General features: G+C 49.2%; 9 protein-coding genes. All 9 read right to left on the reverse strand.

All coding sequences use genetic code 11. The annotated features are described in order from the left end of the window. Positions 1-57: 57 nt before the first annotated feature. A complete protein-coding gene (locus ASD94_RS23660; protein WP_156391453.1) occupies positions 58-219 on the reverse strand; it encodes a hypothetical protein in 162 nt (53 codons plus the stop codon). A gap of 394 nt (positions 220-613) precedes the next feature. Beyond that, positions 614-3,799, reverse strand: coding sequence for an EAL domain-containing protein (locus tag ASD94_RS16550; protein WP_056645123.1), 3,186 nt, complete (start codon positions 3,797-3,799; stop codon positions 614-616). A gap of 20 nt (positions 3,800-3,819) precedes the next feature. Further along, positions 3,820-4,263: a response regulator gene (locus ASD94_RS23335; protein WP_156391454.1), complete on the reverse strand. Its 444-nt coding sequence runs from the start codon at positions 4,261-4,263 to the stop codon at positions 3,820-3,822. A gap of 12 nt (positions 4,264-4,275) precedes the next feature. Next, on the reverse strand, positions 4,276-9,636 hold the full coding sequence (locus ASD94_RS16555) for a PAS domain S-box protein (RefSeq protein WP_082576918.1): 5,361 nt from the start codon (positions 9,634-9,636) through the stop codon (positions 4,276-4,278). Then, positions 9,633-11,882 carry an ATPase, T2SS/T4P/T4SS family gene (locus ASD94_RS16560; RefSeq protein WP_056645136.1) on the reverse strand — a complete coding sequence of 750 codons (2,250 nt, stop codon included), beginning with the start codon at positions 11,880-11,882 and terminating at the stop codon, positions 9,633-9,635. The genes ASD94_RS16555 and ASD94_RS16560 overlap by 4 nt, the downstream gene beginning before the upstream one ends. A gap of 2 nt (positions 11,883-11,884) precedes the next feature. Next, a complete protein-coding gene (locus tag ASD94_RS16565; RefSeq protein ID WP_056645139.1) occupies positions 11,885-13,015 on the reverse strand; it encodes a sensor histidine kinase in 1,131 nt (376 codons plus the stop codon). Beyond that, positions 13,002-13,676: an ATP/GTP-binding protein gene (locus ASD94_RS16570; RefSeq protein WP_056645141.1), complete on the reverse strand. Its 675-nt coding sequence runs from the start codon at positions 13,674-13,676 to the stop codon at positions 13,002-13,004. The genes ASD94_RS16565 and ASD94_RS16570 overlap by 14 nt, the downstream gene beginning before the upstream one ends. A 20-nt stretch (positions 13,677-13,696) precedes the next feature. Continuing rightward, a complete protein-coding gene (locus ASD94_RS16575) occupies positions 13,697-14,992 on the reverse strand; it encodes an HD domain-containing phosphohydrolase (protein WP_235510693.1) in 1,296 nt (431 codons plus the stop codon). A 32-nt stretch (positions 14,993-15,024) separates the two neighbouring features. Further along, entirely contained in the window at positions 15,025-16,251 is a 1,227-nt protein-coding gene (locus ASD94_RS16580) for an ATP-binding protein (RefSeq protein ID WP_056645145.1), read from the reverse strand. Between the last annotated feature and the right edge of the window lie 110 nt (positions 16,252-16,361).

Below are 16,361 nucleotides of genomic sequence, written 5' to 3' on the forward strand. Positions count from 1 at the left end.
CCTTGCTGCACAAAACAGCAGGGTAGGTAAAACACCTGGCTCAGTTTTAGGTCGGCATCACACCAAAAAGTGGCTCAGTTTTCGGTCGGCGTCAACACCAAACTCTTGAACGAGCTGCAAGATTGTTCGCAGGGCGGCTTCAGCCTCATCTTTTCTAGCGTTTGCAATTTGCTCGTCCAGAATTTTTTTCTGAGCGAGAAGTTCGGCATAAGTTGACATCAGATTGAGTTCTCCAAGATTACATTTTTTCGGTTGCGAGTTTGCCCACACCGCTTAAAAGATTGCGAGCGTCTACTTTATATCAGAATGGCAATCAAAGTTCTAGCTGTGCGTAAGAGTGATCTACAGGGACTCCAAGTCAAGAAAATTAAAAAAATGAATTGATGACTGGACTCAACCACTCGCAGAAGGATGGGACTGTGCAATACATTTCTATTCGATTTTTGGAGGAAATATATTCTAATGACCCCGATCATATGGATGTCAGGTAGGTTCACTATTCGCCAGGTCTAAGTATAGACTTATGCTAATTTTTCCAGATCTTCCGACGTGAAATTCATCTGCAGGTTAACTTTATTAATGCGGATGTTGAAATTTTCTCAAAAATAGTTGCTCAGCCCCTCTCCCGCAAAGTTTGAGCATAAATAAATACTTCAGCAATCTCTTTTCTAATTTTCTCATCTTCCCAGGGCTTGGAAAGAAACTTAAATATTGCCCCCTGGTTGACCGCTTCGGTCACTGATTTAAGATCTGTATATCCCGACAAAACGATTCGCGCAGTATTGGGGTACATATCCTTGACTCGACTCAAAAACTCTGTACCACTCATCTCTGGCATTCTCTGATCAGAAATAATTACCTGCACGTCATGCTGGGCGAGTAGATCAAAGGCATCTTTAGGCCGCGTAGCCATCAGGATTTTATATCCATCTCGTCTTAAAACTCTATTAAGGGCGCGCAAGATATATTCTTCGTCATCCAGAAGAAGTAGCGTCTGCGTAGCATTTTGATTTGTCTCGGGCAAAGGTATGCCAACGGATAATCGGTCGCGCAAAAATTTTCCAATATCCTCAAACGGGAGCGCCTTGGCGAAGTAAAAACCCTGTAATTCATCACAGTGATTTTTCATCAAGAAAGCGATTTGCGAATCAGTTTCAACACCTTCCGCAACTACTCGCAATTTGAGATGATGCGCCATAGCGATAATGGCTTGGGTGATGGCTGCGTCATGCTGATCGGAGATAACTTCTCGAACAAATGATCGATCTATCTTGACTTTATCGATGGGTAAGCGTTTCAGATAACTAAGGCTTGAGTATCCAGTTCCGAAGTCATCCAAAGAGATACTTACGCCAATTCGCTTTATTTCGTGCAGCCGAGTGATTGCCTCTTCAATGTTGTCGATCAAAACCGATTCGGTCAATTCGATCTCCAACATGCCTGGGAGAAGACCGAACCGCTCCACAGCCTCATAAATCGTTTCGACGAAATTGTTTCGCTGAAATTGCCGAGGTGATATGTTCACTGCCATGGTCATTCCACGCAGCCCTTGCTGTGCCAGCTCACTAATATGACGGCATGCTGTATCGAGCACCCATTGGCCCAGGGCGATCATTAGTCCAGAGTCTTCTGCGACAGAGATAAATTGAACCGGCGGAATCATTCCACGCACGGGGTGACGCCAGCGAACCAAAGCCTCCAGTCCCACAACACGACCGCTCCGTGTATCAATTTGCGGTTGATAATGCAGCTCGAACTGTCCCAGATTGAGTGCGTTTTGAAGCTCATTGCGAAGTGTCAATCTCTCTATTAGCTGGAGATTGAGATCGCTTGTATACCACTGAAAATTATTGCGACCAGCCTCTTTGGCCTTGTACATGGCAAGGTCTGCCTGTTGTATGAGCTGGGATGGATCATTGATATGCCCGTCACTCAGGGCAATACCAAGGCTAGTGGTCAAGTGAAGATCAAGTTCTTTGATCCGGTAAACAGAAGCAAGATTTTCCATCAACCTCTCAACGACGGGAATTACGTCCTCATCGCGCGCAAGATCTGGCATCAAAGCGATAAACTCATCGCCGCCGAGTCTAGAGACCGTGTCGCCAGGTCTTAAAGATTTTTCGATTCTGGCGGCAACTTCAATCAGCACTAAATCACCGATCTCATGGCCATAGGAGTCGTTGATCGGCTTAAATCGATCTAAATCGACAAAAACAACTGCTAAGCGCCTACCGTATCGTTGAGAAATCTGGCAGCCCTGAGCCAAACGGTCCTCAAAAACAGCACGATTTGGCAAGCCAGTCAAAATGTCATGACTTGCGTTGTAACTTAGTTCTTGTTCAAACCGCATTCGTTCAGTTACATCATTTTGTACCCCTACGAAATGGGTGACTACACCCTGCTCATCAACGACTGGCGATATATAGAGATCATTCCAAAACAACGAACCATCTTTGCGATAATTTTTTAGAATTACATTGACGTCGCGCTGCTGATTCAATCCTTGCCGCACCTCCTCCACCGCAAGTTCGTCACGGGTATCACCCTGCAGAAATTTGCAATTTCTACCAATGACCTCCTCCTGCCTAAAACCCGTAATTCTCTCAAAAGCAGGATTGACGTAAATTATCGGTAAATCTGGCTGACGTGCATCGGAAATCACTACTCCATTGAAGGTGCAATCGAGACTTCGCTTGAATAAACGAAGCTCTCTTTGTGAATCTTTCTGTCCAGAAACATCTCGAAATGACAAAAGTCTTGCGGAGACGCCGTTCCACTCGGTCTCTGATTGATGGACATCCAGATCTATTCTTCGACCCGAGGGGCTAACTACGAGCCACTCGAACACACTGGCATCAGTCACGGGAAAGTTCGGCGAATTCTTTTGAAGGAGTTCGAGAGGCGATTCAAAGAGCTGCTCTGCCGCGTGGTTCGCATAACAGAGTTCACCGTCAAAGGTAACGAGAACTAGCGCGTCACGTGCATCACTCAGCACGCTTCTAAATAGTTCCTCCTGGCGTTCCTTGGCCTTGCGCGCCGCTAACTTTTCAGTGATGTCAACAACGACAACCATGCACGCGCTTTGGCCATCATATTCAAGTCCATGAACGATGACTTCGCCAAAAACCGAGCGTCCGCTCTTATGCAGATATCGCCAAACTCCGGCAGCTCTTACCCCTGCAGGATTTGCGATGTAGTTTTCGTAAAATCCGACCCAGCGCTGATTTTCAGCCTCATCCCGAAGGTCATGAACACATATATCTAGAAGTTCTTCTCTGGCATAGCCAAGGAATTTGCTAGCGGAGGCATTCGCCGCCAAAATCTTTTTTGACGAACGAGAAAAAACCCAAACGGCCTCAGGGTTTGCATCGAACAGCAATCGATATCTAGCTTCACTGTCGATAAGTTTCCGCTGGGATTGATGCCGATCAAGCGCATATCGAATGCTGCGGCTCAGCAACTGACTATCAAAATGCCCTTTAATTAAGTAATCGGCTGCACCGAGATCGATCGCATTTTTATCAACGGCAGAATCTCCCAATCCTGTCAAAATTATGAATGGTCGATCGATGCCGGACTCTTTGGCTTCCTCCAGTACCTCCAAACCTGTTTTAGCACCCAAACGATAGTCCAGTAAATAGATATCGTGGTCTGCGTTTTTAATTTTTATGAGTGCTTGTTCGGGATCACACACCCAATCCAGTTCGTAGTCAATGCCTTTAGAATCCTTCAATAGATTGCGGGTAATGACAAAATCATCCTCATCATCTTCGATTAAAAGAATTCTAATCTTCGGCATAATAGACTCGCAATTTTACATCAATCAGGTAACTCAACAATTTCCAGCCAGTATCGTGAAATACCCTTCACCACATTTTGCAAGCCAGTAAACGTAACAGGTTTGGTAATAAAGGAATTGACACCATCTGCATAGCTATTTGCAACATCCTCCTCGGAAGAGGATGTTGTCAAAATAATAATGGGAATCGATCGTAATTTTTCATCTGCCTTTATTTCTGTCAGCGCTTCACGCCCATCTTTCAATGGCATATTTAAATCCAGCAATATAAGGCCAGGCATAGGATGGTTGACACTATCATCATATGGCTGCATTCTTCTCAAATAACGGACCAACTGCTCACCGTCATGGACAAAATTAATGCTATTGCCTATTTTGGATGATTCAAACGCATCCTTGATCAATAGGCAGTCGTCAACGTCATCGTCTGCGATGAGTATGTGCACATTGCGGGAAAATGGCATAATAAGATCGAGTTAATTTAAATATTTATGAAATCGAATTTTGAATATCGATCCAATGCCAATTTGACTACTCGCCGTTATTTCCGCGCCATGGCGCTCGATAATTTTCTTTACTATTGCCAGTCCGATTCCTGTCCCGGGATAATTGCCTCTTGCATGAAGTCTTTGAAATGGAGCAAAGATTTTATCAAGATACTTTTCATCAAATCCAATTCCGTTGTCTTCAACAATCAATGTCCAACCATCAACCGTCAAGTGCTCTGCTCTTATACAAATTTTCGGCACTTTTTCAGGAGGACAAAATTTGATCGCATTACTTATCAGATTTTGTATTACCTGGCGAAGTTGCGAGGCATCACCATGCACCGCTGGGAGGCGCTCACATTCAATCTGAGCATGCCTTTCTGTAATGGCTGCCTCTAAATCCTGAATCACATCCTGCACCACGCCATCCATTTCCACTTGGGAAAAATCCCGCGCCCGGGTGCCTACACGTGAATAATTGAGTAAATCAATAATCAGTGCCTGCATCCGCGAGGCAGCAGAGCTCATGCGCCGCAAGTAGTCTCGACCCTCATCATCCAACATCGATTCTCGGTCTCCAATGCGTTCCGAGAACGTTTGAATTTTACGCAGCGGTTCTTGCAGATCATGCGAGGCGACAAATGCGAATTCTTGAAGCTCCCGATTGCTACGTTCCAGTTCGGCCATGGTGTTGCGCAAAGACTGTTCAGATATTTTTTTGGAAGTAATGTCGCGAAAGTAGACAGACAAGCCTTCCTCAGAAGGATAAGCATGGACTTCGAACCAGGCTTCGTAAGGCTCATAGTAGGACTCAAAATGCTGCGCCTCGCCTGAACTCATCGTGGACCGATACCGTATCCCAATATCGGAATCGTATGAACCTGGAAATGCCTGCCATATTTCTTTCCCGAGCATGTCCTCTCTTTGTACGTCAAGCACTCGCAATGCCTCATGATTAACATAACTGAAGTGCCAATTGCGATCCAGCATGAAAAAAGCATCAGTAATACTTTCCAATGTGCTGAGTAGTCGACTTGAAAGGCGTGCCGCCTCGTTTTGAACGCGCTTCCATTCAGTAAGATCTTGCAGGGCACCAACAGCTCGAACTACATTGCCTTTGTCGTCACGGACAGCTTGTCCCGTAACTCGGACATCCAACCATCTCTCGTCCTTCGTTTGAATTCGGACCATGAGATCTGCAGGCGTTCCATCTCGAAGAAGCGTTTCAAGCGCACCAACAACGACCGGATAGTCATCACTGTGGTAAAGCGCCAGAGACTCGGCCAAAGGAGGAATGAAGCCTGGGGGATACCCCAGCATTGCAGATAACTCTGGCGCCCAGTTCACTCTTCCGTCAGCCTCCACGGACCATCCTCCCAGACCTGCGGATTGTCCGGCCATCACGAGCAGCAGATTCAAGCGCTGCATTTCCTGATCGGCTGCATATCGTTCTGTGATATCGCGTGATACACAGTAGACGACCCGGTCTTCGCCAACAGTGGCACTGGCTTGTAATTTTCTTATTTGGCCAGTTCCATCACGAACCGTTAGGACAATCTCACGAATAACCCCTCCAGCCATGACATTCCGGGCCTGCTGGCGGATGTATGGGAGTTCCTCGTCTGGAAGGAGTCGAAGATATGAGGTACCGACCAGATGATCGACGGTGTAGCGCAGCGTACTTGCGAATGCAGGGTTAACTTGAACGAAATTACCTTGCATATCCAATAGGCAGAACATGTCCAAAGAGAGTTCAAAAAAGTGATCTCTTTCCTGAAGGGCGCGACTACCCTGCCGCTCCTGTGTGACGTCGCGAAGGTGGACTAACCATCCATCGTCCATTCGCCTGATCACGTAGCCAGCTTCTCGAGCAGGGGGGCCTTCCAGCTCGATTTCCCCCTGAAGTTCTCCCTGCGGACCTGCCAGAAGACTCCATTTCTCAAAATCAGGCAGCGGCACTAGTCTGTCGATTCGCTGGCCATCGTCTATCTCCCTCTTCCCGAACAGTAGCTGCCGTGACGCTGGATTGAAGTACGTGACTGCTCCAAGGGAGTCAACCGCGATCAGCCCTTCACCCAAGGTATGAGTAATGAGACTATTAAATTCAAGTTGATCTTTGAGAACCTCCTGCGCTTGAATCACTTCAGAGAACAAACGTATATTCTCAAGAACGGCGACGGCCATGGCGGCAAACTGTTGCGCGATAGCCAAATCATCTTCATCAAAATCACTATCAAATTTATCCGAAAGGCCAATCAATCCCAAGTTCATCCCACTTCGGCTAATTAAAGGCACTGCTAGCAAGCCATACACCGGTAGGAGACCACTCGCCTGTGAGTACTGAGCATCAGGCTCAGAGCATACTGTTAAATCATCCTGCGTTATAAGTATTGATTCGTTTTTGGCAAAAACGGAGGCACAAACGCTCAACAACCGGGGGTTAATTTCAAAAGATTCCCAATTTTGATATTTTTCTGAAATGGAAATACTATTGATCTGGCGATTCAAATCACTGGCATACTTAAAACAAATGGTCGATTGATGAGCGCCAATTACTAAACGGACTTCCCGTGATAAGTATTCCAGTAACGCTTCTTCATCAGTAAATTGCGCGGCTGCGGTGGCTGCTCTATTGAGCGCGTGGAGTTGGCTCGCACGACGATTAGAGCGGTCTAGTGTTTTCCGTAATTCATCTGCAATGCGTTCGCGATCGCTGAGATCTTTGGCCAATCCAAAAACACCTTCGATCTGCCCATCTATAACGATTGGCATGTACGAAAGATCGAGCGTCAATGTCTGTTGTGTTTTGTCCTGGACGCGTATCGAGAACCGCTGTGGCTCACCTTTAAATGCGGATGCAAGACGAATTGCGACTTCGGCCTTGCTGTCCTCGTCCAGCAACATCCCCCAGTGCTGCCCGACGAAGTCCTGCTCCTTGAATCCAGTCAGCGCACAGCCCGCTGCATTCATACTCAGGAAGCGCCCCTCCAGGTCGAAGGAGTACACCGGATCGGGATTGTGTTCAAAGAGTGAGCGAAAACGCTGCTCATTTGAGGCCAGCTTGTGCAAATCGCGCGACCGTTGAATCGCTACACCCGCCAATTCAGCGTTCGTTGCGACCATGCTTATCTCGTCTGTCGTCGGTTCATGCTCCTGTTTGTGATAAACAGCCATTGTTCCCAGTACTTCCCCCGTATCCGACAATATGGGAACCGACCAGCAAGTGACGAAATTAAGCTTGCGTGCAATAGCCCAGAGTCGGCTCCAGTTGGGGTGAGTGCGAATGTCCGGCACGATCACGGGTTGTCGCTTAAACGCAGCGGAACCACAACTACCCACGTCCGGAGCAATCTCCAAGTCTTTGATCTCGACCAAGTACTCGGCAGGCAGGCTAGGAGCAGCACCAACGTGCAGGACTTTCTTGTTCTCGTCAGCCAGCATGACCGAGCAGAATCCTCCTGGTAGTTGCTCTTCGAGCATCTTGCAAAGACTCATCAGAACGTCGGATAGTTGATGCCCGCGGGAAATTTGAGCCAAGACTTTCCGCTGGTCTTCGGCGTATTTTTCGCCCTGCACCAAATAACTGATGTCATGGGCAATGGCATACAAAGTTTGCTCTTCCACAGACCACTCTGCGGACCAGCGCAGGTGCACGACATGCCCGTCACGATGAACATATCGATTTCTGAACGAGATCGTGGACCGCCCGCGCATGATGGACTCAGCCTCAGCCTCTGTCGCCTCACGGTCTTTAGGAAACACCAGGTCCATGAAATGCTTGCCCTGAAGTTCCCCGGGAGGGTAACCAAGCATCCTGTTGGAAGCGGGGTTGACCTCAATAAATCGTCCCTCGCGGTCTATAGTGCACAGCATGTCCAGGGAGTGCTCAATGATGCGCTGCCTGTATGACTGCTGAATCAGCTGTCGCTCTAAGCTACTCTCAAGAGCCTGCGTTCTTTGAAATAGTGTCAGCGACTTCCAAAGGTGCAGCATGAGGAGGAGCGTCCCAGCCAGTCCAACAGCCACGACCCAGATGGGCACTGCCGCAGACGCCCCTAAGCCGGCGGGCGCGATCGATTGAAAGACCTGAACTTTCCATTGGAAACTCGCATGGATAGTGTCCAAGGAGACCGGGCGCTCGTCCAAGAGCACACTGAGCGGCCCCACTAGGCTCTGCTCAGACTCGAACACCAACAAGTCGTCGTCATAGACGCGCAAGCCCATTCCACCAAGTTCACTACCAAACACGGAGAAAAGCTTTTCCGAGTCGAACAATCCAACGAGCAAGCCCTCTGCTTGGGAAGGTATTTCTAACGGGACCCCTACGACAACATACTTGGACGCATCTCCAGTAATGACCCTGGCGCTATCAACATGTGCCTTTCGCTCTTTCAATGCGTGGATGAGCCAGCTCTTGGTTGCTGCCGACTGCAGTTGTCCCTCAACAAGCGCCAGAGGCGCACCCTCACGATTGGCAGACAGCAATGGCTTCAAGTTGGAATCCAGAACACCCAGGATGTCGAGGTCGGCGATATCGCTTAAATAGGTCCCGCTCTCCGCTTTCCAGAAAGATTGCTGAGGCATCCTGCCCAACGCCTTCCAACGTGCGGCCATCCGTTCTAGCAGTTCTACGCGTTGCTGAACGGTTCGTTTGATCGCCTGCTCTGTACGCCCTTGTAGCAATGCGGCCTGCTTGTCATAGGCCAGACTGACAATCCAAACAATCAGTACCCATGCCAAACAGGTTGCAATGACGCCTGCAAGACCCGTGGCTGCAACCACCCTGGATGCGACTAAATCCTCAGTATTCCGTGAGAGACCGAGACTAACCGCAGCCGCTCCCATGAGCACAATGACCACGGTGGCAACGACTCCGGCTGGAAATAACAGGGGCACTTGAAGATGCTGCAGCGTCGATGAATCCTGTATCCAGTAGGACAAAAAAGACGTCAATGCGAGTAATACAACCGCCGCACCTATGGCGACGGCGATTCTTCGCGCGATATTGCCTTCTTGCAGCGCCAAGGAATATGAAATCGCGCACAGAAGAATTGGCCATGTCAACCTGGCAGCAACATGGCTCGCAACGGACATGGAAAATATATCCACGGCACACCACAGGAGAAGCATCCCTGCTGCACCAATGGCAAGTTTCCTCTTCCCCTTGACGCCAAAATAGAGAACAGTTGCGAGTGCCAGCAGCAGAGGACCCGCCTGCGGCAGAAGGAACATTTGCCGTTTAGCGTCGACTCCGGCCCAGTTTGCGACGATGCTGGACAGGCCTATTGCTGCCAGTGAATAGACAGTAAGAAGAACAACGCATACGCGCAGTGAGCGAGACACCATCATTCGGCCTCCCCGAGCTCTTGGGGGCCAAGTGTTCTCAGGATCTCATCGACCGTCGTCAATCCCGATATGACTTTTTCGCGCGCATCATCCAGTATGGACGCCATCCCCTGCTGTCGTGCGATAGCTTGTACCTGCACGGCTCCCGCACCATGCATCACGGCCTCGCGAATGACGTCATTCATAGCCAAAACTTCATGAATACCCACTCGCCCGATGTAGCCATGATTGCATTTGTCACAGCCTGCACCATGAAAAAATCGGAGCCCTGCTTCTGTGAACCCAGCACCCAGGCTGCGAAGCAATTCCGGCGGCGGACTCACCTCTTGCCGGCAATGCTGGCAAATCTTGCGAACTAAACGCTGAGCGATGATTGCTTCCAGGCCCGTAGCCAGTACATATGGCTTGAGTCCAAGATCAAGCAGCCTGGCCACAGTCGCGGATGCCGAATTGGTGTGTAACGTCGAGAACACCGTGTGCCCCGTCAGCGCTGCATGAAAGGCCACTTCAGCGGTCTCCCGATCTCGGATCTCTCCGAGAAGAATGACATCAGGGTCTTGCCGCAGTATTGCCCGAAGAATGGTGGCGAAATTCAGTCCGATCCTGTCCCTCACTGGCACTTGGCCAGCCATATCAACGTGGAACTCCACGGGATCTTCGATGGTGACGTAGTTTTTATCGGTACTCGCCTCATGTTGCAGCATGGCGAACAGCGTGGTGCTCTTGCCACTGCCAGTAGGCCCCGTTGCCAAAATCATGCCTTGAGGCTTGTTTACGACGTGCAATATCCTGCGGAGATTTGCAGAGGAAAAGCCAAGGTCCTCCAACGATTGAACCACCGACTGGCGGTCTAAAACCCGCATCACAACCTTTTCGCCATTGATCGTGGGCAATGTCGATATTCTTAAATCCACAATCCGCATAGACGTTTTGATTGTTATGCGGCCATCCTGAGGGCGTCTCCGCTCGGTGATATCAAGCTCTGACATTACCTTAATACGGGAGACCAACGGTATGAGTAGATTCGGAGGAATTTGAATTTTTTCCTGCAAAACCCCGTCTATTCGATAGCGTACAGCAATGCATTTGGTACGCGGATGAATGTGAATATCGCTGGCCCTTAGTCTTAATGCTTCCAAAATTATGGCATTCACTAATCGAATGATTGGCGGCTCTTCTGATCCCCCTAGCAGTCTCTCTAGGGAATCAATCCCTTCACTGTCATCGATTACGACCTCGATACTTTCAAAGGGATCCGCAGTGTTTACGACGGTATTGAATTCGCTAAATTCCTCGTTAGCCGACTCTCCAAACAGTTCAACGAATTTTTGACGTAGCTGATCGAATGAACACAGCAGCGGTTGAATGCCATGACCAGTCAAAAATCCTAATTCTTCGATTAATCCAGCATCCATTGGATCTGCCATTGCCAATCGTAACTTGGCACCGGACAATCTCAGCGGAAGAACCATTTGGCTGGTGCAAATATGGCGCGGAATCAAACTCAACACTGTCAAGTCCGGCTGGAGATCAAGCAGGTCTACTTCTTCAAAAAGCAAGTCCTGACGCAATAATTCAAAAATTTTCTGGCTATCCACCCAGTCATGCTGCATGAGTTGGACGATCACAGGCGCTTTTTTTGCCTGCATTTCTTTTTGAAGCAGCTGAATTTGTTGAGGATTTAAAAGTCCCCTTTTGTGCAACATGATGGCCAATTGGCGACGGTTGCTAGCATTCAGCTTGGAAAGGGTTTCCAGGTCATGCTGTTGCAGCTGGTTTTGCAGCTCTAGCGCCTTGTTTTTGAGCAGTAGCGCATGCTGTTCCAGTGCCAATGCAATGGTCACGCGCAAGTCGTCATCACTCCAGGGCTTGAGAATAAACCGATATACAGCACCTTCACGTATCGAGCCCATGACGGCGTTTGTATTCGCCTGGCCTGTTAACATGATTCGGATTGTGTCAGGCCAGCGCTCCCTCACCTTTGAGAGGAATTCAGTACCTGTCATACCAGGCATCAAGAAATCGCTCACCACCAAATGGATGAATCTTGATTCAAGTATCTTGAGGCCCTCGTCCGCGTTGCGCGCGAAGTGCAGCTCGTAGTTCTCGCGCATGAATACTCTACGAAGCGCCGACAGAACACCTGGTTCGTCGTCCACGATTAGCAGCCTGTAAGGTAAACGTGCTGGCGCCGACCCCACATCGTCGCTGCCGGGTTGGAGGAACAAAGAGCCGTAACGCTTGGACATTTCTAACCTTTATCCGCCAACTGCAAAGACATGCTGACGGTACATCCTTCACCTGGTTCGCTGACTATGACAATCTCGCCTCCATGAGCGCGAAGGATGTCGCGAGTGACGGTAAGACCCAGACCGGTGCCACCTCCCACGTCCCGAGTCGTGTAAAACGGATCGAATGCCCTCGCCAGGGTCTCATTGGACATCCCACTGCCAAGATCTTTCACCGTAATCTCGACAATATCCGATTTAACAGCACAGCGGACCTCTATGAGCCCTCCTTCATCGCTCGCCTTGACTGCGTTGTCAAGTACGTTATAAAACGCCTGCGATAATTTGGCTGGGTATCCGCGCCATGGTGGCAAGGGGCCTAACGTCAGTTCTATTCTTTGACCCCTTGTACATTCATTTTGAACCAATCGACACGTTGCATTAAGGAGTTCCTCCAGATCGAAGGAAACAAAATCAGATTTATCGATGTTCGAAAATATTCGTAGGTCCTTAACAATGGCGGATATCCGATGAGCACCTCCTAGGGACTCCGAGATAAGTTCGCGAAAATCATTTAACAGATCCTTTTGAGGCGGATCAAACGATACCGCGCTCAGTTCTGTTAAATAATCTTGCGCAATCCTAAGATTACTAATAATAAAGCTAATCGGATTGTTGATTTCATGCGCTACTCCGGCGGAGAGCTGACCCACACTTCGTAAGCGTGCAGATTCGTACAAATCCCGATGGGCCTTGTCAATCAACAAGACTTGTTCATCAACCCTTTGCTGCAGCTCCAGAGATAGTGCACGAAATCTGTTTTCAGACTGCTTGAGCGCTTCATGTTTTAAAGTGAGTTCCTTGTAATTTTCTTCCGTGAGATCACGATGGAAATCTGCAGCAAGGCGGTATTTGCCAACGAACAACAATATAAACTGGAGCAACTGGGTAGCCGCCGTCCGTTGATACTGGGTGCCTCCCGTTAACCAAGCAACCGTCATCAAATTAAAATCAATCGGCTCGGAATTTTCAGTCGCCACCTCGGCCAGCTCGAAGCGACTCCCGCAAAGCCGCTCCAACATGGCCATCAATTGAGATTGATGCTTTGCATCAAGCAAATCACTCAGTTGCAAGTCATCATCAAAGCTGGGCATCTGCGCTAGCCTCCAGACCTGTCAATCCACGGAGAAATGCATCCAGATCTAGGCTCTCGGTGCGACTCAGTCCAAACTCTGAGTCCAAAACTGGATACAGCTTGGTAAGGACTGCACGAAACGTTTCAAGGACCCCTTTTCCTTGGATCGCGCTAGCGAAAGCGACATCCGGCCACGGAGTGGATCGCCACCGCGCAAGCACTTCGTGTTCCGGCACGACGTTTGAAGCATCTCGTTTGTTGAATTGCAGCACCAAGGGGATTCGCTCAATCGCCATTCCCAACTTGTCCAAATTGTCGGCAAGGTTGTCAAATGCGATGGCATTGTTCTCTTGCTGAGATTCCACGGAGTCACCAACAAAAATGACTCCATCTGCACGAGATAGGACGGCCTTTCGAGTGCTATCGTGCTGAACTTGGCCAGGGACTGTGTACAGCTTCATGCGCAGATCAAGCCCGTTGGCAGAGCGCAGGCCTATAGGCAGTAAGTCAAAGAAAAGCGTTCTGTCATTTTGCGTCTCCAGCACCATCAATTCGGCTTTGCGTTGTGGGTGCAAAAGCGTGTGGAGCTGTACGAGATTGGTCGTCTTCCCGCTTAGCGCCGGTCCGTAATACACAATCTTGAGGTCGAGACGCCTTTTGCTAGCTATGTATTCAGGCATTTTTCGCTCCGACCATATTGCTAATTCGCCGTACCGGAGTGAGCTTGCCGATAGACGACGACTGAGTAGGATGAACCTTCGCTACTCTCAAAAGTCCTGACACGCTCGATCAGCTCTCTGGTCAGTTCCTTGCCCTCGTTCAGAAGCAGTAGACCTCGATCTGACAGCAAGTTGCGGGCTATTACCATGCCGGGCTCCAGCCTACGAGTATCTAGGGAGGACATTCGAGGATCCTCGGCGAGAGCATCCGGCGTAATCTCGCGACAGAGTGCAACAAACGTCTTGCTCAACTCTGGGTCATAAAGCCGATCAGCATACTTTTCAAGGACTGACAATGCCTCGTCACGCCCGAGCTTTCTGCTGAGAATGCCTCCTTTTTGAAACTCGACGAAATCGACAGCCAATCTGAGCAGACGCGAGCCAAATGGTATTTCCTCTTTGGAAAGGCCGTCCGGGATTCCTGCACCGTCCCAACGCTCTTGGTGGTGCTTGATAATGCGAGCCGCTTCTTGCAGTGGCTCCAAAGTCATCAAGAGACTGGCACCCAGTTCCGGATACTTCGCATATTTGACTTTGTCACGATCTCTGAGAAGATCAGCAGGTTGATTCAGCAGATGTTCGTCCCATGTCAGTTTGCCGACGTTGTAGAGTGCTGCCGCCATGGCAAGGTCATTGGAAACTCGCTCGCTGAGCTTGTGATGTCTACAATACGCACTGACAACCGCCACCACTTGGGAGTTGGTCTGACGATCCTTGCTGATGCGGAAATTCATCAAGCTTGAGAATACTTGCGTTGCAGTCACATAGCTCTTTTTGAGATCTGCGTACGCCAAGTCGAGCCAGTCGGCGGTTTGCTTAAGCTCAGCAGTACGATCGAGAACACGCTGTTCAAGCGTTGCGTTCAATTCCTTGAGCTGATCATTTTGCTCACGCGTCAGCTCTAGCAGACGCAACCGTTCACGTTCCAGATGACGATACTGGAGTGCCTGTCGCACCATGATTCGGAGCTCATCATCATTCCACGGCTTGCTGATGTACCGATAGATATGCCCTTCGTTGATGGCCTTAACGGTCATTGTGAGGTCGGCATACCCTGTCAAAAGGATACGCATACAGCTGGGCCAACGCTCCTGAACCCGAGCCAGGAAAGTCGGCCCGTCCATGACCGGCATTCGAGCGTCTGAGATGATCAAGTCGTACTCTTGCCCTTCCATTAACTCCAGCGCCTGGATCCCGTCGGAAGCGACATCAATCTGATAGTTCTCACTGCGAAGCAATCGCCTCAACGCGCTCACCACATTGACCTCGTCGTCCACCAACAAGATTCTGCTCTGTGACTCACTTGATGTCATGACCGTCTTTCGGCGATCGCTGCAGGCTGCGACACAGGCAGCCACACGCGGAAACTGGTTCCCACGCCGACTTGGCTTTCTACCTCGATACGACCATGGTGCTTCTGCACTATGTTGTATGACAACGCCAGCCCCAGTCCTGTCCCCTTGCCGACAGGTTTGGTTGTAAAAAACGGCTCGAAAATACGGTTGAGAACTGTGGCCTCAATGCCTTTGCCTGAGTCCTGGACCTCAAACCAAGCCCAGCCGTTTTCATGGCCCGTTCTGATTGTTATTTTCCCAAAACCATCTATAGCATGAGCCGCATTTACAAGGAGGTTCATTGCAACTTGATTAATCTGGGAAGCAATACACTCGACTTCAGGAAGATCTCCATACTCTTTCAAGACGTTCGCTTTATACTTCAATTCATTATTTACCACACTAAGGGTGGTATCGAGGCCACGATGCAAATCAGCCGCCCTGAACTCTTCTTCTCCAATGTGAGAAAAATCCTTGAGTGCAGTAATGATGGTTTTGACCCGATCGATTCCATCCTCCGACTCCAAAAGGAGTGACCCGACATCGGAGCGTATGTATTCATAGTCCAGGCGACGCTTAAGCTCCTTAACCATTTCAAGATCATTGGCGTTATCAACTTCATCGACAATGCGAATCATGTCGCGAACGTATTCGCCCAAGGTCTTTAAATTTGAGAAAACAAAACCCAACGGATTGTTGATCTCGTGTGCCACGCCAGCCGCCAATTGGCCGATGGCCGCTAATTTTTCTGATTGCAACATTCTCTGATTAGCCAGAGCTTGTTTTTCAAGGGATTGCTCGTAAACAGGGTCTAAATCGTCTCTATGCAAAAGAATGAGTGTGTAGTGCGTAGGAGATTCGCGTCGCTCAATTTGACTGAGCAAGCTCAATTGTCGTCCGAGTTGGACATCTCCTGATTCCTGAAAAAGATCCGGCCACAAAGGATCGCCGTCCACGCCATCGACCAGGCAACTACTGCCACTCCTGACGAGATGCGCGACTAATGTGGCCAAGCGGTCAATGTTCAGAGTGGGAAATACTTGGCTTATTGGCAGGCCTTGACATAGATCAACAACAACATTCGCATGTGATGCGACAAACGAGTTAACTTCAACAATCTTGAGATTTTCGTCAAACAGGATTTGACCGAAGTCAAGACGCCTGATTTTCGTCAGGTTTTCCACATCAAGCTGTGCGTACATGTTGTGCTCCTCTGGACTCTTGGCTCAAATCTTGCTCACTGCTTGGTCACCGAGGTAGCCAACAGAGCCATACGAGCAACTCACACCCTAACCAAACAAACTCCAACTCG

The organism is Acidovorax sp. Root70, from assembly GCF_001428225.1.
Classification (GTDB): domain Bacteria; phylum Pseudomonadota; class Gammaproteobacteria; order Burkholderiales; family Burkholderiaceae_C; genus Acidovorax.